16 protein-coding genes and 5 pseudogenes are annotated in these 18,664 nt (G+C 72.6%); 12 read left to right on the top strand and 9 right to left on the bottom strand.

Features of this window, described 5'->3' with window-relative positions:
* Positions 1–174: 174 nt before the first annotated feature.
* Positions 175–1,509 carry an NAD(P)/FAD-dependent oxidoreductase gene (locus AC4IJH_RS32060; RefSeq protein ID WP_490855439.1) on the bottom strand — a complete coding sequence of 445 codons (1,335 nt, stop codon included), beginning with the start codon at positions 1,507–1,509 and terminating at the stop codon, positions 175–177.
* A gap of 416 nt (positions 1,510–1,925) precedes the next feature.
* Here AC4IJH_RS32060 and AC4IJH_RS32055 point away from each other — a divergent pair.
* A pseudogene (locus tag AC4IJH_RS32055) lies at positions 1,926–2,072 on the top strand (peptidyl-tRNA hydrolase); the annotation flags it as partial.
* 299 nt (positions 2,073–2,371) lie between these two features.
* Here the strand turns inward: AC4IJH_RS32055 and AC4IJH_RS32050 are convergent.
* Complete coding sequence (locus AC4IJH_RS32050) at positions 2,372–2,635, bottom strand: hypothetical protein (RefSeq protein ID WP_490855438.1); 264 nt, start codon at positions 2,633–2,635, stop codon at positions 2,372–2,374.
* Positions 2,636–3,403: 768 nt separating this feature from the next.
* Here AC4IJH_RS32050 and AC4IJH_RS32045 point away from each other — a divergent pair.
* From AC4IJH_RS32045 to AC4IJH_RS32030, 4 genes and pseudogenes are all read left to right on the top strand, one after another.
* Complete coding sequence (locus AC4IJH_RS32045) at positions 3,404–4,216, top strand: alpha/beta fold hydrolase (RefSeq protein ID WP_490855437.1); 813 nt, start codon at positions 3,404–3,406, stop codon at positions 4,214–4,216.
* A gap of 34 nt (positions 4,217–4,250) precedes the next feature.
* A complete protein-coding gene (locus tag AC4IJH_RS32040; RefSeq protein WP_490855436.1) occupies positions 4,251–4,424 on the top strand; it encodes a hypothetical protein in 174 nt (57 codons plus the stop codon).
* Between the two features lie 42 nt (positions 4,425–4,466).
* Positions 4,467–4,717: pseudogene (locus AC4IJH_RS32035) on the top strand (ISL3 family transposase); the annotation flags it as partial.
* Between the two features lie 292 nt (positions 4,718–5,009).
* Positions 5,010–5,147 (top strand): hypothetical protein, encoded by a 138-nt coding sequence (locus tag AC4IJH_RS32030; protein WP_490855465.1) that lies wholly within the window; start codon positions 5,010–5,012, stop codon positions 5,145–5,147.
* A 577-nt stretch (positions 5,148–5,724) separates the two neighbouring features.
* Here the strand turns inward: AC4IJH_RS32030 and AC4IJH_RS32025 are convergent.
* Positions 5,725–6,351 (bottom strand): FAD/NAD(P)-binding protein, encoded by a 627-nt coding sequence (locus AC4IJH_RS32025; RefSeq protein ID WP_490855435.1) that lies wholly within the window; start codon positions 6,349–6,351, stop codon positions 5,725–5,727.
* Between the two features lie 294 nt (positions 6,352–6,645).
* Here AC4IJH_RS32025 and AC4IJH_RS32020 point away from each other — a divergent pair.
* From AC4IJH_RS32020 to AC4IJH_RS32005, 4 genes and pseudogenes are all read left to right on the top strand, one after another.
* Positions 6,646–7,443 (top strand): annotated as a pseudogene (locus AC4IJH_RS32020) (TIGR03619 family F420-dependent LLM class oxidoreductase); the annotation flags it as partial.
* A gap of 154 nt (positions 7,444–7,597) precedes the next feature.
* Positions 7,598–8,251: pseudogene (locus AC4IJH_RS32015) on the top strand (amidohydrolase family protein); the annotation flags it as partial.
* Complete coding sequence (locus AC4IJH_RS32010; RefSeq protein WP_490855434.1) at positions 8,238–8,588, top strand: hypothetical protein; 351 nt, start codon at positions 8,238–8,240, stop codon at positions 8,586–8,588. The pseudogene AC4IJH_RS32015 and the gene AC4IJH_RS32010, both read left to right, overlap by 14 nt.
* A 51-nt stretch (positions 8,589–8,639) precedes the next feature.
* Positions 8,640–10,172: a sodium:solute symporter family protein gene (locus AC4IJH_RS32005; RefSeq protein WP_490855433.1), complete on the top strand. Its 1,533-nt coding sequence runs from the start codon at positions 8,640–8,642 to the stop codon at positions 10,170–10,172.
* A gap of 16 nt (positions 10,173–10,188) precedes the next feature.
* Here AC4IJH_RS32005 and AC4IJH_RS32000 read toward each other — a convergent pair whose 3' ends face one another.
* From AC4IJH_RS32000 to AC4IJH_RS31985, 4 genes are all read right to left on the bottom strand, one after another.
* On the bottom strand, positions 10,189–10,572 hold the full coding sequence (locus AC4IJH_RS32000; protein WP_490855432.1) for a VOC family protein: 384 nt from the start codon (positions 10,570–10,572) through the stop codon (positions 10,189–10,191).
* 140 nt (positions 10,573–10,712) lie between these two features.
* Positions 10,713–11,579 carry a fumarylacetoacetate hydrolase family protein gene (locus AC4IJH_RS31995; RefSeq protein WP_490855431.1) on the bottom strand — a complete coding sequence of 289 codons (867 nt, stop codon included), beginning with the start codon at positions 11,577–11,579 and terminating at the stop codon, positions 10,713–10,715.
* Positions 11,576–12,502, bottom strand: coding sequence for a DODA-type extradiol aromatic ring-opening family dioxygenase (locus tag AC4IJH_RS31990; RefSeq protein ID WP_490855430.1), 927 nt, complete (start codon positions 12,500–12,502; stop codon positions 11,576–11,578). The genes AC4IJH_RS31995 and AC4IJH_RS31990 overlap by 4 nt, the downstream gene beginning before the upstream one ends.
* Positions 12,495–13,958, bottom strand: coding sequence for an aldehyde dehydrogenase (locus AC4IJH_RS31985; protein WP_490855429.1), 1,464 nt, complete (start codon positions 13,956–13,958; stop codon positions 12,495–12,497). Before AC4IJH_RS31985 ends, AC4IJH_RS31990 begins: the two co-directional genes overlap by 8 nt.
* Before the next feature lie 271 nt (positions 13,959–14,229).
* Here AC4IJH_RS31985 and AC4IJH_RS31980 point away from each other — a divergent pair.
* Both AC4IJH_RS31980 and AC4IJH_RS31975 read left to right on the top strand, forming a co-directional pair.
* A pseudogene (locus AC4IJH_RS31980) lies at positions 14,230–15,155 on the top strand (aldehyde dehydrogenase family protein).
* A gap of 104 nt (positions 15,156–15,259) precedes the next feature.
* Positions 15,260–15,982, top strand: coding sequence for a gamma-glutamyl-gamma-aminobutyrate hydrolase family protein (locus AC4IJH_RS31975; protein WP_490855463.1), 723 nt, complete (start codon positions 15,260–15,262; stop codon positions 15,980–15,982).
* A gap of 42 nt (positions 15,983–16,024) precedes the next feature.
* On the opposite strand, the gene AC4IJH_RS31970 is transcribed toward AC4IJH_RS31975, so the two are convergent.
* The gene (locus AC4IJH_RS31970; protein WP_490855428.1) at positions 16,025–16,600 is read right to left on the bottom strand and encodes a MarR family winged helix-turn-helix transcriptional regulator; all 576 of its coding nucleotides are present in this window, start codon (positions 16,598–16,600) and stop codon (positions 16,025–16,027) included.
* 207 nt (positions 16,601–16,807) lie between these two features.
* Between AC4IJH_RS31970 and AC4IJH_RS31965 the strand changes: the two genes are divergently transcribed.
* Complete coding sequence (locus AC4IJH_RS31965; protein ID WP_490855427.1) at positions 16,808–17,650, top strand: SDR family NAD(P)-dependent oxidoreductase; 843 nt, start codon at positions 16,808–16,810, stop codon at positions 17,648–17,650.
* Positions 17,651–17,657: 7 nt separating this feature from the next.
* On the opposite strand, the gene AC4IJH_RS31960 is transcribed toward AC4IJH_RS31965, so the two are convergent.
* Positions 17,658–18,500 (bottom strand): acetoacetate decarboxylase family protein, encoded by an 843-nt coding sequence (locus AC4IJH_RS31960; protein ID WP_490855426.1) that lies wholly within the window; start codon positions 18,498–18,500, stop codon positions 17,658–17,660.
* Between the last annotated feature and the right edge of the window lie 164 nt (positions 18,501–18,664).

Below are 18,664 nucleotides of genomic sequence, written 5' to 3'. Positions count from 1 at the left end.
CCGTTGTCACGGCGTGGGCGGTCCATGACCGGATGGCCCTCGGCCAACGGCGGCGGCGAGCCGGGGCCTCGCCGCCGCCTTGTACGCGCACCCGCTCGAGGCCCCCTTCACGTTCACCGGCCCGACCGGTCTGAAACACCGGGTGCGGCGAAAGGCTCGGGGCGCGGCCGGTCTTCAGGCGCTGCGGCGGTGCCAGCGGTCCGAGACGCGGTCGACCGTCCAGGCGGCGTGCAGCGTCGGCGCGCTGAAGACGGGCGGAGCGAACCGCGGCCGCGCACGCCATACGGCGGCGAGGTCTTCGTGCATCGGGTCGCCGGCGAGCCGGTCGGCGAGCAGTGTTCCGAGGTAAGGGGACTGGGCGAGGCCGTGACCGTTGCAGCCGATGGCGTAGAAAACGTTCTTCGTCGCCCCGCCGGCGACCGGCAGCAGCGACGGCGTCATCGCGATCCACCCGCCCCAGGCGCGTTGCGGTGCGACATCACCGAGGGAGGGGAACCGCTCGTGGAAGCCGCGGACGAGGTCCGCCACGACCGCGTCGTCCGGCTCACGGGCGCCCAGCGCTCCTTGTGCCGTCCGCAGCCGACGGGTTCCGAACATGACCGTACCGCGCGGCGTGGGCCGGTAGTTCTCCAGGATCGCGTGCGGGGTGATGATGCCGAGGCGCCGCGTCCAGCCGGTCGCCTCCAGGCGTTCGGGGTCGATCGGTTCGGTCTCGACCAAGCTGGTCCAGATCGGTGTGACCATCCGCTTCGGGGCGATCGCCAGGTCGCGGGAGTAGGCATTGGTGGCCAGAACCACACGCTCGGCGTGGACGCGGCCGCCGGGCACGCTGACGACGGCTCCCGAGGCATGGGGCTCGACCGCGCGCACGGCGGTCCGCTCGTACACCCGCACGCCCGACGCGAGAAGCACCTCGCGCAGACCGAGCGCGAACTTCCCGGGGTTCAGCAGCCCACCGGCCCGCTCGAAGACGCCCCCGAGGAACGTCTTCGGCAGGCCGAAGCCGCGGCCCTCGACGAACTCGACGTCCGCCCCCGCGCCTCGGAGGATCTCAGCGTTCCGTCGGGTGCGCCGGAGCTGTCCCGGGGAGACGGCGGCGATGACGTTGCCCGTCGGCTCGTACTCGCAGTCGATGGCGAGCCGTCCGATCAGTTCCTCGGTGAAACGGGCCGCCCGGTCCGCGTAACGGACGAGATGCGGCAGCCGGCGCGCGTACAGCGTCTTCAGCAGCTGCGGGTCGCCTGCCAGCGCGTTCGACAGATAGCCGGCGTTGCGCGAGCTGCCGCCCCATCCGCAGAACCCGGACTCCAGCAGGACGACATCGGCACCGCGCTCGGCCAGCCGCAGTGCCGCCGCCATGCCGGCGTAACCGCCCCCGACCACGGCGATGTCGCACGTGAGCTCCCCTTCCAGCATCGGCGCGAAGTCGGTGGGCCGGTCGGCCCAGCCGCTGAACGCCGAATACGTCACGCCGGCGAAGCCGGCCCCGCTCGCTGCAACGTCGTACATGTTGGTCCCGGCTTCCCGTCTTGAGTACAGAAGATGGCGGCACCGTACCGAGTCGCACGAATTAACGCAACGCTCGTTACGAAAAATGCGGCCCGCCCCTGTCCCACCCCGGCCGGGGTGGCCTGCCTGTCCCGCACCGGTACGCAAGGCGAGGCAGGCACGCCCCAGTGCCGGACGAGCCAAGCCGGTGACGGACGAGCCCGGCCAGAACCGACGCACGCGGTCAGCCGTCCAGCCGAACCCTCCTATGTGAAGACGCGTTCGGGCCGATCAGCCACCAGCCCCACCCCAGCCGACAGTGGTCCGAGCGCGGCAGAGGGCACGAGAATCCCCACCGGGAACCCAGACCACGACGGCGGGCGGCACACCCGCCCGCACGGGATCCGCCAGAACGTTGAGCAGGTGCGCTACGTGAGCCAAAGCCCGCGGCGTGGACGGCGCTCACTGCCGGCGGACTGCCCGAGGTGCGGGACGCCGGCTTCACCCAGATCGCCCCGGGCTCGCGCACGGTGGTCGCCGAACCGCCAGCGCTGCGCGACTCCGTGCTGCCGTCAGCCCGCTGATCCCGGTTCCCCACCGATCGGGAATCTCATCGCTCGGGCGTCTGCGCCGCGCCTTCAGTGTCCGTGGTGCTGGTCGCATTGCCGGGCGAGGAGGACGGACTGCCCTGGGGAACGCCGGTGTTGACGAGCATGGCGGACGTCAGAGCAGCCGGAACGAGGATGCCGGTCGCCCACCAGTTGGCCCGGGTGCAGCCCGTTGACCATGGCCTGGACCTGGAGCAGCTGGTGTGCGGCCTGAGTGGTTGCCCCTGCCATGTGAGCGGAAAGATAGGCCGCCGTGGCGGAGGCCGCGACGGTGTTCAGCAGGGCGGTGCCGACAGCGCCGCCGACCAGGCGCTGACCATGAGGGAGGCGCCCCCGGCGTCGTGCGGCTCAATGCCGTGCGTGGCGAGTGACGTGGCGGGCGTGAGGGCCGTGCCCGCGCCGAGGCCGAACATCAGTTGCGCGGGCAGACGCAGACCCGCGTACGCTGAGCCCCCCTCCAGTCGAGTCAGGAGCACCATGCCGTCCGCAGCGAACAGCAGGGCCGGCGCCATGACGAGGCGTGGCGGGAAGCGGGGCATCAGGCGGGGCCGAGCTGCGTGGAGCCGACGATCACCGGCAGGTGCGAGCAGTGTTCCGAGGTAAGGGGGCTGGACGAGGCCGTGACCGTTGCAGCCGATGGCGCCCACTACGCCTTCAGCGACGAGAACCGCGACGTCCCAGACACCCTGAACACGCCCTGGAACCCCGTCCCCCAATCTCTCCGACTCGACGGCACCCTTACACCCTGGTTCTGATCGGCTTCCGGACCGGACACGGCTGCTCGGCCCCGACCACCCCAGCGCCATCGACGGCGCTCCGCCGCTGACCTCGATCACCCGACTCGCCCGTGTCGTCTACGAAGTGGCCGAGACGAGCGACGCCCAGCACGCGGGTGCGGGGCCGGCGCGTGGACTGTGGTGTGGGCACGCGGTCTCGCGCACAAGGCGCTGCCCTGCTGCGCTTGCACCTCTTGCACCTCTTATGCCCACTTGTCGGCGCCGTCGCGTTCCCGCTTCACTCTCTGATGCCGCACGCATCGCTGCGGCTTGCTACTGAACCCGTCCGTTCGGGTCGCGCCCCCTTGCCAGTTCCAGCCGCCTCTACCAGGCGGGAACCCACTGTGCCGTACTCCACTTCACTGGCAGAGAGAGGCCAACAACCTTGGCAATCGACAATGGGTGCGGCTCTTCTGTAGGGATGCGGGAAGAGGTTGGGGGCGGTGAACGCACCCGGACGTTGGCGTGCGGTACGTGCCCTCAGGGCGATGTGCTGGTCGTCCCTTCGCCAGGCCCTGAAATGATTGCCACATGAATTCGAGCACCGACCCAGTAGTCGTGTCGGCAGACGAAGTCCGCATTCCCGCTCCTAGAGGCGGCTGGCTGTGGGCCGAGCACAGTGGCTCCGGCAGCCCGGTGGTGCTGCTGCACGGCGCCGGGATGGATTCTCGACTGTGGGATGCCACCGCTCCAGAGCTGGCCCGACACCATCAGGTGATCCGCTTCGACGCCCGCGGCCTGGGACGCTCCACAATCCCGGAACAGCCGTTCGACGATGTCGAAGATCTACGGGCCGTACTCGACCACTTCGGTCTGCGCCGAGCTGCTCTGGTGGGCCTGAGTATGGGCGGGGAGACCTCGCTGGACTTCACCCTTGCATACCCGGATCGGGTCAAGGCGCTGGGCTTGGTCGCCACCTCTGTCAGTGGTCATGTCTGGCCGGAGGATCCCGAGTCGCTGGCCTATGCCACGGCTCGTCGTGAGCGGGACGCGGAGACGCTGGCCCAACTGGAGATGTCCGTCTGGGCGTCCATGGGCCGCACGGCTCCCGGAGGGCAGCTGATCGAAGCGATGGTGACCGACAACGCGCACCGGCGCATCGAGAGCGAGCAGCACTTCGCGCCCTCAGCGAACCGCGATGCCGAGGCGCGACTTGGTGACATCGCCGTGCCGACGATGGTCATCCACGGCGACCGCGATCACCCTGAGATCGGCGTCATTGCGAAACGGCTCAGCACCGACATCCCCGGCGCCCACGGCCAGATGATCTCTAATGCCGACCACTACCTCCCCTTGCGCGCCCCTGAGCGACTCACTGAACTGCTGCTGACGCATCTGTCCTGACACCACAGCCTCGGGTGTCGGCCGCGGTGGACGCATGTCTGTGGCTCAGGGCCTGGTGGTGGAACCAGCTCCGCTGACCACCCGGCACACCCGCCGGGACGGCTACCGGGTACGGCGGTACAGGGTGGCCGCTCGTAACAGCGCCAGGCCGCAGGGCATCCGGCCCGGCCGATGCCCGGCCTGGGCCACCCCGGTGACCCTGCAGTGATAGGCGGCTGACCTGGACTGATGCTGGCGGGGGCAAGCAGTGAGGCGAGGCGTTGAGGAGATTTCACGGCCCATCCGGCGCACTCGGCCTGACGCGGTCCAGGTCGCGGATCGCTGGCATGTGCCCTCGACCGCTGGCACCAGGTCCACAGCCTGCTCGACCAGGGCGTGGGCCTGCTCGAATGTGCTCGCCGCCTGCAACTGGCCCTGAACACCGTCAAACGCTACGCCCGCGCCGACCGGCCCGAGCGCATGCTCCGCGTCCCCAAGTGCCGTGCCAGCCTGGTCGATCCCTGTGTGTGCTCAGCGGCGGCCTCTGCCCGTTCCCGGGACCGAGCCCGCGCCGTGACCGCTCTCCCTCACCGCCCGGCCCAGTACTACGCTGGCAGAGCAGGGACAGCGAGGGAGGCTGCCATGGGGTGGATCGACCGCGAGCACCTGCCGGCTGTCGCTCAGAGCCACGACCTGCCGGGCCCCTACCCCTCATGGATGTACCAGCGCCTCGTGCAGCTGTCCGAGGCGAAAGTGCGCCGGCAGTTGCTGGCACGACTGGCCACCGGGCTCGCCGCTGCCCGGGAGGCACGCCGTGACGTGCACGAACTGCCTGGGCCAAGGGACCGTGACGGTCGACGGGCACACCGTTGACTGCGACGCCTGCGAAGGCACCGGCTCGGTAAACGCCCCGGCCGACAACCCCGACGACCAGAACAACGGACACCACTAAAGCCTGCACGGACCGTGACCAATCAGAGGGACTCACCCCGTTCTCTCGGATATCGCGGCGGCCCGACCGCAGAAGACCTCCAACTCGCGCGCCACTGACGGCGTATGCACGCGTGGTCAGTGAGGTACAGCGATACGTCCCCACCCTGAAAGTGGTCGTGCGCAGGCCGTGAAGCCGGGACCACCCGACTTCACAGGGTGCGGAACGCGGCAACGGCCGGGTGGGTGGCGGCCGACAGCTGCTGCCAGGCGGTGATCTCCGGTTTCCTGCCCGCCAGTTGGTGGCGCAGGGCGGCGGCCGGGCCGCCGTTGCCGCGGGCCCGCTCCAGTACGTCGACGAGCCGGGGCAGGTCGGGACCGGCCGGGACCGGCGTCGCGCTGCAGCAGCCCGGCCAGGTCGGCGAGGGTCAGCCCGTCGTTCTCCGCGGCGAGCCGGATGAGGTTCTGCACGGTGAAGTGGGTGAGCGGGGCGGCAAATGCCTCGGCGCGCACCCGCGGCAGCATGCCCGTGCGGGACAGCAGGTGCAGCGGGCCCCGGCGGCCGGACGCGCAGAGCGCGACGGCGATGTCCACGGCGGTCAGCCCGGTGCCGAGGACGGCGACGGCGGCGTCCTCGGGGTTCTCCTCGGCCAGCCGGGTGAGCGGGAAGGGGTCGGCGTGGCAGCCGGGGCGGTGCCGAGCCGGTAGAGGTCGGGCTGGGGCGGGGTGCCCATGGCGAGGACGAGTTCGTCGACGGTCCGGTCGCGCGGGGAGCGGGTGACCAGCCGGAGCGGGGACGCGGGCAGCAGGTTGACCGCCTCTTCGTGGACGATCTCCACGCTGGTGCCCGCTCTTCTCAACTGCCGTGTGGAGACGGCTAATTGGTCCTCCAGGTAGGGCCCGAAGGCATAGCGCCCGGGGAAGGCCTGCTGGACGCAGTCGGCGTCGTGCGCCTGGCATGGCAGGGGCCGGAGCCCGCGCCGAGGTCGAGCGCCCGGCCCGCCCGCTGCCAGGTGACGTGCCCGGGACGGCGGCCGACACCGACATCTGGCCCGCCTCCCGGTCGATCCGGGCCGAGGCCAGGTCGTCGCGGTAGACGGCGCCGGGGCCCGGGGTGGGGGTGCGCTCGAAGACGAGGATGTGGTCGGGCACGGCGCTGCCGTCCTCGGCCCGCTCGGCGAGGCAGTGGAGCAGCGCGGTGGTGGCGCCGCCCGCGCCGATGGCACCGAGCGTACGGGCGGCGCGGGGCGGCGGGAGAGGGGTTCGGCTCAGCACAGCGCTTCTCCTTGAGGGAGTGCGGATCTCCGCGAAGGAGGAGGGGGGCGAAGCGGGAGGCGGCTGCGCTTGAGAAATGGCGGCCCGGCACCGCCCCCTCCGAACCCAGCGCCCCGGGCTTCGTCAACTCGCTTGGCACGCAGTGCCATCCACGGCCCGATGGCGCTCCGCTCTTGAGGCCGGGTGCCCATTCCGCATATCGTTTGGGGTCAAACAAAAGGGTTCGAGCGGAGTCTGGAGTTCGGATGAGGACACCTCACCCCCGTATGACGCTGGTACTGACCGAGAACTGGACCATGACCGGGGGGCGTTGCCACCTCGCGGCCCTGGTGCGGTGGGCCCGGGAGGCGGAGGAGGCGGGGTTCGACTCGGTGATGCTCAGTGAGCACATCGTGCTCGGGCCGGACGCCGGGGCCGGCGGGCCGATGCCCAACCCGCGCGAGTACGCACTGCCGGGCAATCAGGCGCCGGACACGCCCTGGCCCAGTTCCGTCGTGCTGCTCTCGGCGATGGCAGCCGTCACCGAGCGAATCCGGCTGGCCGCCGCTGCCGTACTGGCACCGCTGCGCCACCCTCTGCTGCTGGCGAAGGAGTTGGCCACGCTCGACCTGCTGAGCCGGGGGCGGCTGGTCGTGCTGCCGACGGTGAGCTGGAGCCAGGACGAGTACGCCGCGCTGCAGGTGCCGTTCGCCCGGCGCGGCAGGCTGCTGGACGAACACCTCGCGGCCTGGGAGCTGCTGTGGCGCCCCGGCCCCGCCACGTTCGAGGGCGAGCACTACCGCTTCCGCGACGCCTGGCTGGAGCCCAAGCCGTACCGGGCGGGCGGGCCCGAGCTGTGGTTCGGGGGCTCGACGCTGCACGGTGCGGTGCTGCGGCGGCTGGTGAAGTACGGGCACGGGTTCAACCCGCTGGGGCGGCCCGCGCCGGGCGAGCTGGAGAAGTTGCGGGCGGCGATGGCGGAGGCCGGGCGCGACATGGCCGGGCTGGAGATGGTCGGGGGGACCCGGGCCGTCTTCCCCGACGGGACGTCGGTGGCGAGCCTGGAGCGGGCGCTGGAGGCGGTGCCGGAGCAGATGGAGCAGGGCTTTACGACGTTCTGCATCAAGCCGTCGCAGTTCACCGACGACCCGGACGGGGTCGGGGACTTCTGCCGTGAGGTGATGCGGCGGGTGGAGCGGCTCACCCCACACCCAGCGCGTCGAGGAGCTCAACGAGATCGTGCGCCATGCGCACCGCGCCGGCCACCAGCTCGGGGTGCACATCACCGGCGACCACGGCATCGACGCGGTCGTCGAGGCCTTCGAGGCGGCGCAGACCGACACCCCGCGCCCCGACGCCCGCCACTACGTCATCCACGGCGACTTCGCCTCGGCCCGCTCCCTGGCCACGCTCGCCAGGCACGGCTGGGGCATCAATATGAACCCCGGGGTCAAGGACGCCACCGCGGACATGATGGACGGGATCGTGGGGCCCGAGCGCTCGGCGTACCAGTGGCCGGTGCGCAGTGCGGCGGAGGCCGGGATCCCGGTCACCGCCAGTTCGGACGCGCCCATCACCTACCCCGACTGGCGCCGGGGCGTGGCCTCGATGATGCTGCGCGAGGCCCGGGCGAGCGGGCGGCAGAGCGGGCCCGAGCAGTGCGTAGACCTGCAGACCGCGCTGCGCGCCTACACCTCGCACGCCGCGTGGCAGGACTTCGCGGAGAGCTGGAAGGGGTCGCTGGAGCCGGGCAAGGCGGCCGACATCTGCGTCGTGGACGGCGATCTCCTCCGCGCGGATCCGCACGACATCGCGGAGATGCCGGTGGTGCTGACCGTCTTCGACGGGGAGATCGTCCATGACGCCCGGTGAGGGGCCGGCCCGGCCGCTCCCCCGGCCGCCCGAAGCGCCGCTCACCGGGTCCCCCGCCCCCGCTGCCGCCCCTGGGTTCGACGGGCCGCTGTCCTCGCGGTTCGCCCGCTGGGCCATGGCCCTCACCCCGCGGCGCAAGTGGGCGCTGTTCGGCTCCTGGTTCGCGCTCGACGCCGCCCTGGCGCTGGTGCCGCCGGTGTACTGGGCCGCGGGCGATCCACGCATCCAGGGCGGATTTCCGTTCTCCGTCTGCTACTTCCTCGCCCTCGGTGCGCACATCTCGGCGGGTGTCGTCGCGCTGTACTGCGTCGAGGCGGCCCGCGGCGAGATCGACTGACGGTGCGGGACCGACCGACACCACCTCGGACCTGAGAGGGGTTCGCCCCCAGTGAATGTGTTCCTCGGCTACGGCATGGTGGTGCTCTTCTTCGCCGGAGTGCTCCTGACGCTGTACATGCACCGCCGGCGCGACGCCGACTTCACCGACTACGCCGTGGGCGGGCGCAGCTTCGGCAGCGGCTACCAGACCATGTCGGTGCTCAACACCTGGTTCCCCGGCTCGGTCTTCATCGCCGACGCCGGTCTGGCGGCGGGCAGCGGCGTGATCGGCTTCCATCTGCTGGTCTACGGGCTGTTCGCCTACCTGCTGATGTATCTGATGTCCCGGCGCGTGTGGATGTGGGGGGGGGAGCGGCACGGACTGCGCACCCAGTCCGATCTGTTCGGGCTGCGCTACGGCAGAACGGCCTCACGCACCATTCCCGCGTTCATCCAGGTCCTGGTCAACTTCCCGATGACCGTGATCGGGATGCAGGCCATGGGACTGATCTTCTACTACATCTCCTTCGGGCACCTCAGCTACTCGCAGTCGGTGCTCGCGGGGGTGCTCGTGCTGGTGGCGCGCCAGTTCTGGACCGTGCGGATGGGGATGCGCGGCGTGGTCGTCACCGACTTCTACCAGGGCATCATCGCCTATGTCTTCGGCTCCGCACTGCTGTTGGGGCTCATTTTCTATCTGACGATGAACGGCCACGGGTTCGCGCAGCTGCCTGTGGAGCGGCTGACGCTGCCCGTGGACGGCGGCGGCAGCGGCGGGCTCTACCTCTTCGCGCTGACCTTCACCGGGGCGGTGGGCGGCTGGTGTCTGTCGGGGATGTTCGTCCGGCTGTTCACCGCGGACGGGGTGCGCGGCGTCAAGCGCTCGGCGGTGTTCGCGATGCCCTGCTCGCTGATCTTCGCCGGGCTGCTGCTGACCGCCGCGCTGCTGACCGGAACGCTGCCCGGGGTCTCCGACAACCCCGACCACGCGCTGTTCACCCTCGGTCAGCAGATCGGCGGTCCGTGGATCATCATCGCCCTCGCGCTGTGTGTGCTGGCCGCGCAGATCGGAATGGCCGACGGGGTGCTGCAGTCCGTGGGCACGCTCATCTCCAACGACCTGGTGGCGGTCTGCCGGCCGATGAACGACAAGGGGCGGCTGCTGACGGCGAAGATCTCCATCGCCGTCTACACCGTGGCCTCCGCGCTGGTCGCCAATATCGGGCTCAGCAACCTCATCACGCTGTCGATCATGGCGTACCAGGGTGTGGTGCAGCTCGCCGTCCCGCAGTTCCTCGGGCTGTTCTGGAAGCGCGGCAACCGGGTCGGCACGGTCGCCGGTACGGTGGCCGGCTTCTGCACCGCCGCCGGGCTCTCCGCCGTCTACCCCACCTCGATCCCCTGGCTGAGCGGCCTCACGTCGGGGGTCCTCGGGATGGCCCTCAACCTCGTGGTCTACGTGGCCTGTGCGTATCTCTTCCCGCAGAGCGCGCAGGAGAAGAAGCGGGTGGAGGGGCTGTTCGCCGCCACGGCCGGGTCCCCCGGCACGGCGGCCGCGCCGGGCAGCCCGGTTGTCGTGCCGACGGAGCCCACCCAGGCGTGACCGGGTCCGCCCGTGCTCACAGGGGCTGGAGCCGGGCGCGCAGCAGGCAGAAGACGTTGCCCTCCGGGTCGGCCAGGACGTGCCAGCTCTCGGTGCCGTCCTGGCCGACGTCGGCGTGCCGGGCGCCGAGTGCGAGCAGCCGCTCCAGCTCGGCGTCCTGGTCGCGGTCGGTGGCGCTGACGTCGATGTGCAGGGGGAGCTTCGCGCTGCGCGGGTCGTTGGTGGGGCTGAGGATCAGCGTGGGCTGCGGGCCGCCGAAGCCGGTGTCGGGCGGTCCGATCTCGATGCTTCCGTCGTCCTCGCGGCCCAGTTCGACATAGCCGAGGACCTCGCTCCAGAACGCGGCGAGGCGTTCGGGGTCGGCGGCGTCGAGGATCAGTTCACTGATGCGGCATGCCATGCCCGGGAGTGTAGGGAGGCGCCCCGGGCCGGGCGATCGAATTTCCCGGCGCGCCGAAAGGGCGTCAGCCGCCCCGGCGTTCGTGCGCCGGGGCGGCCGGCGGACGGCCAGGCGGCTGACGGCCGCGGGACCGGCGGGCGCTACGACTTGCGGGGAGGGCGGATGCCGCGCAGTTCCCAGTCGCCGCCGAGGGCGGTGGACAGGACCTCCTCCGAGGCGGTCGGCTGGGCCCCGCAGTCGTCCCGGACGGGCACCGGGCCCGTCACGATGTGGTTGGTCAGCCGCCCCAGGCCCTCCGCCTCGACCTCCACGACGTCGCCGGGGCGCACCGGGCGCGAGTGGGCGGGGGTGCCGGTCAGCAGGACGTCGCCGGGGACGAGGGTGATGGTGCGGGCGATGTCGGCGACGAGGTAGTGCATGCCCCAGGTCATCTCGTCGGTCGAACCGTCCTGTGCCAGCTCGCCGTTGACATACGTCCGCAGGTACTTGCCGCGGAAGTCCCACCCCGTCACCAGGCCGGGGCCCAGCGGGCAGAGCGTGTCGGAGCCCTTGACCCGGAGCATCGAACCGGCGTCGGTGTCGCGGAAGTCGTGCAGTCCGTAGTCGTTGGCGACGGTGTACCCGGCGATGTAGTGCCCGGCGTCGCGCGGTGCGACGTTGCGGCACACCCTGCCGATGACGAGCGCGATCTCGCCCTCGTAGTTGAGGTACCGACAGCCTTCGGGGCGCACCACGGCTCCCCCGTGGGCGTTGAGCGCGGAGAGGGGCTTGTGGAAGTACGTGGGGGCTGGCGGCAGCGGGACGCCGAACTCCTCCACTCTGCTGCGGTGGTTGAGGTGGACCGCGATCACTTTGGTCGGCTCGACGGGCGGCAGGTGGTGCGCCTGGGCGGCCTTGATCCGGCGGCCGTCGCCGGCGATCAGCTCGTCGCCCTCCCGGACGGTGTGGACGACGGCACCGTCCAGCAGGATGCGGCGGTGTTCGGTGGCGGGTGCGGCGCTGCTCATGTCGGGGTGTCCTCCCAGGAGTCGGACGGCGGCTGCTGGGCGGTCCAGCCGGCCGCGGGGCGGTCGAACCACAGGTGGATCTGTCCCGTGCCGACGGAGTTCTCGTACGCGCTGTAGGCACGCGCGGGCGCGGTCAGCCGCTCCTCGCCCAGGGCGCCGGCCATCATCAGGTAGTGCCCGAAGCCCGCCTCGGGCTTGTGGGCGGCGAACTGCGGCATGGTGGCGAGCACGTGGGCGTGGTCGCCGCGCAGCAGCCAGGCGATCCGCTCCTCGTCGGCGGCGCGCGCCTGGGGGGTGCGGATGTGCACGGGGTCGCTCGCCTCGTGCTCGCGCAGTTCGCGCAGCGGCCAGAAGGTGTGGGAGAGGGCGCCGGAGGCGATGAGCAGGACCCTGCGGCCGGGCAGGGCAGCGATGCCGTCGGCGAGCGCGCGGCCGAGCCGCAGGTGGTCCTCGGCGTCCCCGGTCTGGCAGACGCCGACGGACAGCCACCGCTTGTCGGGCAGGCCCCGGCCCAGATACGTCCAGAGGTTGACGGTGGCGTAATGGATCGGCAGGCAGGGGTCGTCGATGGGGGTGATCCAGGTGCCGTGCTTGTCGGCGAAGGCCGCGGTGGCGCGGGCGAGTTCGGGGTCGCCGGGGAAGTCGTAGGGCATCCGGCACATGCCGCGGGGCAGCTCCTCGGAGGTGAAGAGCCCGGCCCTGCGGCTGTGCGCGGCGACGACGAACTCGACGGTGGTCGCCCAGTGCGAGTCCAGGACGACGACGGTGTCGTAGTCGAGGCTCTCGAAGACGTCCTGGCGCAGTCGGCGCAGCCCCGGCACCAGGCTGACCTCCCGGCCCCCGTTCAGCTGCCGCCGGCCCGCCTCGGGCAGGACGATGGTGGGGACGTGGGCGAGGAGTCCGGCCCCGACGACCTCACCCATGGCGCTGCCACCCCTGCGGCGCCGTGACGGTGTTCTTGAGGTCGCAGTAGAAGTCGAAGCTCCAGTCGCCGCCCTCGCGCCCGATGCCGGACTCGCGGGCGCCGCCGAAGGGCGCGGCGAGGTCGCGGACGAAGAAGCAGTTGACCCAGACCGTCCCGGCGGTCAGCCGCGCGCCGACGCGGTCCGCGCGCTCGCGGTCCCCGGTGGCGAGGGTGGCGGCGAGCCCGAAGCGGGTGTCGTCGGCCAGGGCCACCGCCTCGTCCTCGGTGGTGAAGGTCTGCAGGGTGAGCACCGGGCCGAAGACCTCCTCCTGCACGATCTCGGAGCCCTGTGCGACATCGGTGAGCAGGGTCGGGCGGTAATAGCTGCCGCCGGTGCGCTCGTTGAGGGCGGTGTGCGGGCCGCCGCCCAGCAGCGCGGTGGCGCCGTCGGCCAGCGCCCGCCGGACGAAGCCGTCGACCCGCTCCAGGTGCCGGGGGTGGACACAGGGGCCGATGCCGGTGGACTCCTCGCGCGGGTCGCCCTGGACGAGGGCGCGGGCCCGGTCCAGGAAGCGCTCCAGGAAGGCATCGCGCACGGACTCCTCGACGAGCAGCCGGGTGGCGGCGAGACAGACCTGTCCCGCGTTGTCGTACTGCTCGACGGCGAGGTCGGCGGCCAGGTCGAGGTCGGCGTCGGCGAACACGAGCAGCGGGGACTTGCCGCCGAGTTCGAAGCTGGTGGGCACCAGGTTCGCCGCGGCGGCCCGGGCGATCAGCCGCGCGGTGGGCACGGAGCCGGTGAAGCTGATGCGGCGGACGCCGGGGTCGGCGACGAGGGGGGCGCCGGCTTCGTCGCCGTATCCCTGGACGAGGTTGAACACCCCCGGCGGGAGCCCCGCTTCGGCGGCGATGTCGGCGAAGAGCGAAGCGGTAAGCGGGGTCCACTCGGCGGGCTTGAGGATCACCGGGTCGCCGGCGGCCAGCGCCGGGCCGATCTTCCATGTGGCCAGCATCAGCGGGGCGTTCCAGGGTGTGATGAGCGCGGCGGGCCCCGCCGGGTCCCAGGCGATGCGGTTGATGTGGCCGCGGGTGGCGAAGTCGGGGTGCCCGAGGGCGAGCAGCCGGTCGGCGAAGAAGCGGAGGTTGTGCGCCGCGCGGGGCATGACGCCGCGGCGGTGGGAGCGCAGCAGCGCACCGTTGTCCGCGGTCTCGACGGCGGCGAGTTCGGCGCGGCGGGCGTCGATGCCGTCCGCGATCGCGTGCAGCAGCCGGGCGCGCTCGGCGGGCGGGGTCGCGGCCCACTGGGGGAAGGCGGCGCGGGCCGCCGCGACGGCCGCACGGGCCTCCTCTGCGCCGCCCCGGGCGATCTCGGCGAGCGGTGTGCCGTCGATGGGCGAGCGGTCGGTGAAGGTGGAGGCGGAGGCCAGGCGTTCGCCGCCGATCCAGTGGCGGGTGTCGACCGTGACCCCGGCCACGGTGGCGGTGGGCGCGGGGTCCCGGCGCTCCGTCGGTGCCGGGGCTGCCGGGTGCGCCGGGGGGGCCTGGTGCGGGCGCGGGGGGAGCCATCACAACCTCCATTTCGTTTGAGTCCAAACAAAATAGGCAGCCGCGATCGAGGTGGTCAACCCCCTTCCCCGGCGGGGCCGTACGGTTATCATTTGACCCCAAACGTTAGCCGGGCCATCCCCGTCGCCGGGCCATCCCAGTCAGCCGAGTCATCCCCGTCTCCCTCCAGGAGAAGTGCCCATGACGGACCGCGAGAACGACAGCGACAGCGGCCACGCGGCGTGGCTGCGCCGGGCGGAGCGCTGGACGCCGCCCACCCGCCACCGCATCGTGGGCGCGGACGAGGACGGCTCGGGCGCGTCCTTCCGCGTCCGCTCACCGCGCGACGGCCGCGTGCTCGCCGTCGTCGCGGACGCCGGCGAGCAGGAGGTGGACCGCGCGGTCGCCGCGGCCCGCCGCGCCTTCGGCACCGGCCCCTGGCCCCGCCTCTCCCCCGCCGACCGCGCCGGGCCCTGCTCCGGCTCGCCGACCTCATCGAGGGACACCGGAGCGAACTCGCCCTGGCCGTCAGCCTGGAGAACGGCAAGCCGGTCAGCGAGGCGTACGGCGTCGAACTACGCGCCGCGGCGGGCACCTTCCGCTGGTACGGACAGCTCGCCGACAAGCTGCGCGTCGGGGGCCCGCTGGACCCGGCGACGCAGATGGGCGCGGTGGCGGGCGAGGCCCGCGCCGAGGCCGTGCTCGGCCACATACGGGCCGGGCGGGAGGCGGGCGCCCGGCTGCGCACCGGCGGCGCCCGACTGGAGCGGGTCCCGGGCGGCAGCTATCTGGAGCCGACGGTCTTCGACCGGGTGAGACCGGACATGCCCCTGGCGCGCGAGGAGAGCTTCGGGCCGGTGCTCACCTTCGACGCCGAGGACGAGGCGGTGGCGCTCGCCAACGACACCGAGTACGGCCTGGCCGCCGCCGTGTGGACCGCCGGCCTGGGCACCGCCCACCGCCTCTCGCGCGCCCTGCGCGCGGGCACGGTCTGGGTCAACCGCTATGAGGAAGGCGGCCTTTCCGTCCCCTTCGGCGGTTGCCAGCAGTCGGGCCACGGCCGCGACAGATCCGTGCACGCGCTGGAGAAGTACACCGAGCTCAAGACGACGTGGAGGCAGTGGTGAGCGCCGCCCCGGCCAACGGCACCGGCGCCGTCGCGCACCGCCGTCCACTCGGCGCCCCGCGGAACCCGCCGCCGCGCGGCGCCCGGCGCGCCCTCCGCCCGCTCATCGCCCTGCCCCAGCGCTTCTCCGCCTCGGCCTCGGCGCTGCGGCACGGCGCCGTGGTGAGCGCGCGGGCACTGTCGGAGGCCGTCCTGCGCGCGGGCGGCGAGCCGTTCATGATGCATCCGGGCCCGCCGCAGGAGGCCGCCGCGCGGCTGGCCCGGTGCGACGGCGTGCTGCTGCCGGGCGGCGGCGACCTGGCACCGCACCTGTACGACACCGGCGCCGAGGTCCACGCCAGGGTCTACGACGTCGATGCCGAGCAGGACGCCTTCGACCTGGCGGTGGCGCGGCACGCGCTGGCGGCCGGGCTGCCGCTGCTGGCCGTCTGCCGCGGGCTCCAGGTCGTCAATGTCGCGCTGGGCGGCTCGCTCCGCCAGGACATGGGCGGCTCGGACCGCGACCACCGCCACCGCGTCCACCGCGTCGCGCTCACGGCGGGGTCGGCGGTGGCGGCGGCGATGGCGGCGCCCCGGCACGACGGCGCCCAGGGCCCCCGCGACGTGGAGGTCTCGTGCTACCACCACCAGTGCACGGACCGGCTGGGCATGGGGCTCACGGTCGCCGGGCGTGCCGCGGACGGCACTGTCGAGGCCCTCGAACTGCCCGGCCACGGCGCGTGGTTCGCGGCGGTGCAGTGGCACCCCGAGGACACCGCGGGCGCGGACCCGGCCCAGCAGGGCCTGTTCGAGGCGCTGGTCGCGGCGAGCCGCGCACGGGCGCGCTGAGCGGCGGCCGTGGCGCAGCCCTTGGAGGGGCGGCGGCCGCGGTCAGCCCTTGGACGGGCGGCGGCCGCTGCGCCGGGGCCGCGGGTCGGCGCCGTCGAGGAGGGCGAGCCGGCGCTCCTCCCCGTGCTCCTCGGTCTGCATCACGATCTTGCGCAGCAGGTCGGCCAGCGTCCGGCACTCCGCTTCGGTCAGCCGGTCGGCGACGAAGACCTCCTCGGCGTTGAACGCGGGGAAGACCTCGGCCATCAGCTCCTCGCCCTTGTCCGTCAGGCGCAGCAGTGCCAGGCGGCCGTCGGAGGGGTGACCGTTGCGTTCGAGCAGGCCGCGGCTCTGCAGCGTGCGGGCCACGCCGGTCAGAGTGCCCTTGGAGATGCCCGCCTCCTCCGCCACATGGCGGGTCTCCATCTCGCCCCAGATCCACACGACCCACAGCACGACGAACGAGGTCCAGGTCAGTTCGGCGCCCCGCAGCACGGAGTTCTCGAAGTGCTGGCGCACCGCGGCGGCGGCGCGGTAGATGTTCGCCACCGCGACCATCTGTACGTGCTGGATCGGTGTGTCGCCCAGCTTGGCCTGTACGGCCTTCTCGGTCTCCCGGATGGAACGGTGCCCCGTCACGTCTGGTTCTCCCGCCTCTCTCGCCGTCTGCAGCAAGCCCCTGCCGGGTCCCGCTCACTTCTGTACGAGCATTGCCGTTTGCGACCCTTACGGACTCAAACGATAACCCGGACCGCTCCGGCCCTCCCCCACGGGACGCCCCCGCGGGAAGCTCCCTACGGCTCCCGGCCCGAGCGGCCCGTACCCTCTCGCGAAAGGGAGTTCGCCATGCAGCAGCCCGACCGCACCAGCCGCCCCGCCCCCGGCTCCCCCGCCCCGTCCGACCGGCCCGTCCTGCTCGTGGCCGGGGCCAGCAGCGGGATCGGAGCGGCCGTCGCCGCGCGCGGTGCGGCCGACGGAGCGCGGATCGCCGTGTGCGCCCGACGCGCCGAGGCGCTGCGCGCGGTCGCGGACGGCTGCGGAGCCACGGCGTACGTCGCCGATGTGACCGTGCGCGGCCAGGTCGAGGAGCTGGTCGCGGCCGTGGTGCGCGACCACGGCCGGCTGGACGGCGTCGTCGCCAACGCCGGGGTCATCCGCCCCGGCGGACTGCTCGAACTCAGCGACGAGGACTGGGACCTGACCCTGCGCACCAACCTCACCTCCGTCTTCCTGCTCGCCCGCGCCGCGCTGCCCCATCTGGCCGCCGCACGGGGCGCGTTCGTGACGGTGGGCTCGGTCGCCGGGCTGCGCGCCGCCGTCGGCGCGAGCGCCTATGCCGCGGCCAAGGCGGGCGCTGCCATGCTGACGAGCGTCATCGCGGCGGAGTTCGGCCCGAGCGGGGTGCGGGCCAATACGGTCTGCCCCGGCTGGACCCGCACGGAGATGGCCGACGAGGAGATGCGGGAGTTCGCCGAGGACCTCCCCCTGGACGCGGCGTACGCCCGGGCCACCGCACTGGTGCCGCAGCGGCGCGCGGCGCGGGCCGAGGAGGTCGCGGACGCCGTGCTGTGGCTCCTCGGCCCGCGGTCCTCGTACGTCAACGGGGCGGCACTGACGGTGGACGGCGGGATGACGATGGTCGACGCGGGGCGGGTGCCCTTCGACTTCACGGTGACGGCGAGTGGCTGACAGAGCGTCAGCGCGCGGGGGGGGGGGCGGGGGCGCGCCCCCCCCCCCCCCGCTCCAGCACCGTCCCCCCGTCCCAGCACACCCCCACCTGGCGGTAGTAGGCCCCGATCGGCTCCTCGACGCCGAGGGCCGCCAGCTCCTCCGTCGGCGACGAGAACAGCTCCAACTCCGCATCGGCCGCCCACGCCGGGCCCGCCTCGAAGGACGCGGCTCCGCTCTCGACGAGCTCGTCCAGGGCGAGCCCGCTGCCGTCGATCGCGGGCAGCCAGCGGTGATGGGCCATCGGATGGGCGTTGACGAAGCCGTTGCTCCGCGAGGGCTCGCGCAGCGTGGCGACCACCTGCGCCAGCCGCCGGTCGCCCGCCGCGAGCGTCGCGCCGAAGACGGCGCCGGGCTCGATACGCGGCGCGGGCCCGTACGGGTGGGGCCTGGTCAGGTGGATGGAGCCGAGCTTCTTCGGATAGCCCTGGTGGATGCCGCGGGCGACGGCGAAGTCCTTGTCGACCCAGATGTAGACGCAGCGCGAGTAGGTGCGGCCGCGGTAGCCGCAGCGCACCACCGCGAAGCACTCCTTGTACTGGCCGCGCACCGGGTCGAGCAGCTCCTCCCTGCCCGCGCCGCAGGACTGCCAGTCGGCCCAGATCAGCGCGACGGCGCCGGGATCCTCCTCGGCGGGCGCGAGCGGCGCCGGCAGCAGTTCGCGCACCCGCGCGGGGTCGGTGCGGTACTCGACGGTGAGCAGATCGCCCGAGTAGTACCAGGGCGGGGCCGGGATCAGCGCGGCCCGGCCGGTGGCGGTCCTGGGCGGAAAGAACCCCTGGACGGTGGGCGCGGTCGGCACGGTGGACACAGCGGACTCCTCGGGCGCTTCGTTCGACTTTTCATTTGGGCCCGTACGATATGCCCGCCGGCGCCGGGTTGTCACGACACGGGCCTCGACTACCGCCGGGACGGGCCGGATCGGCCGGCGATTCGCCACACCCCCTTGCGCGCCACCCGGACCGTTTCTATTGT

The organism is Streptomyces sp. UF-297, from assembly GCF_058245575.1.
This window is presented reverse-complemented; position numbering and strand designations above follow the sequence as displayed.

Excerpts from the sequence above, each read along its gene's own strand:
- AC4IJH_RS32045 (WP_490855437.1), top strand. The coding sequence starts at position 3,404 with ATGAATTCGAGCACCGACCCAGTAGTCGTGTCGGCAGACGAAGTCCGC.
- AC4IJH_RS32040 (WP_490855436.1), top strand. The coding sequence starts at position 4,251 with ATGTCTGTGGCTCAGGGCCTGGTGGTGGAACCAGCTCCGCTGACCACC.
- AC4IJH_RS32060 (WP_490855439.1), bottom strand. The coding sequence starts at position 1,509 with ATGTACGACGTTGCAGCGAGCGGGGCCGGCTTCGCCGGCGTGACGTAT.
- AC4IJH_RS31965 (WP_490855427.1), top strand. The coding sequence starts at position 16,808 with ATGCAGCAGCCCGACCGCACCAGCCGCCCCGCCCCCGGCTCCCCCGCC.
- AC4IJH_RS32000 (WP_490855432.1), bottom strand. The coding sequence starts at position 10,572 with ATGGCATGCCGCATCAGTGAACTGATCCTCGACGCCGCCGACCCCGAA.
- AC4IJH_RS31990 (WP_490855430.1), bottom strand. The coding sequence starts at position 12,502 with ATGGGTGAGGTCGTCGGGGCCGGACTCCTCGCCCACGTCCCCACCATC.
- AC4IJH_RS32010 (WP_490855434.1), top strand. The coding sequence starts at position 8,238 with ATGACGCCCGGTGAGGGGCCGGCCCGGCCGCTCCCCCGGCCGCCCGAA.
- AC4IJH_RS31995 (WP_490855431.1), bottom strand. The coding sequence starts at position 11,579 with ATGAGCAGCGCCGCACCCGCCACCGAACACCGCCGCATCCTGCTGGAC.
- AC4IJH_RS32050 (WP_490855438.1), bottom strand. The coding sequence starts at position 2,635 with ATGCCCCGCTTCCCGCCACGCCTCGTCATGGCGCCGGCCCTGCTGTTC.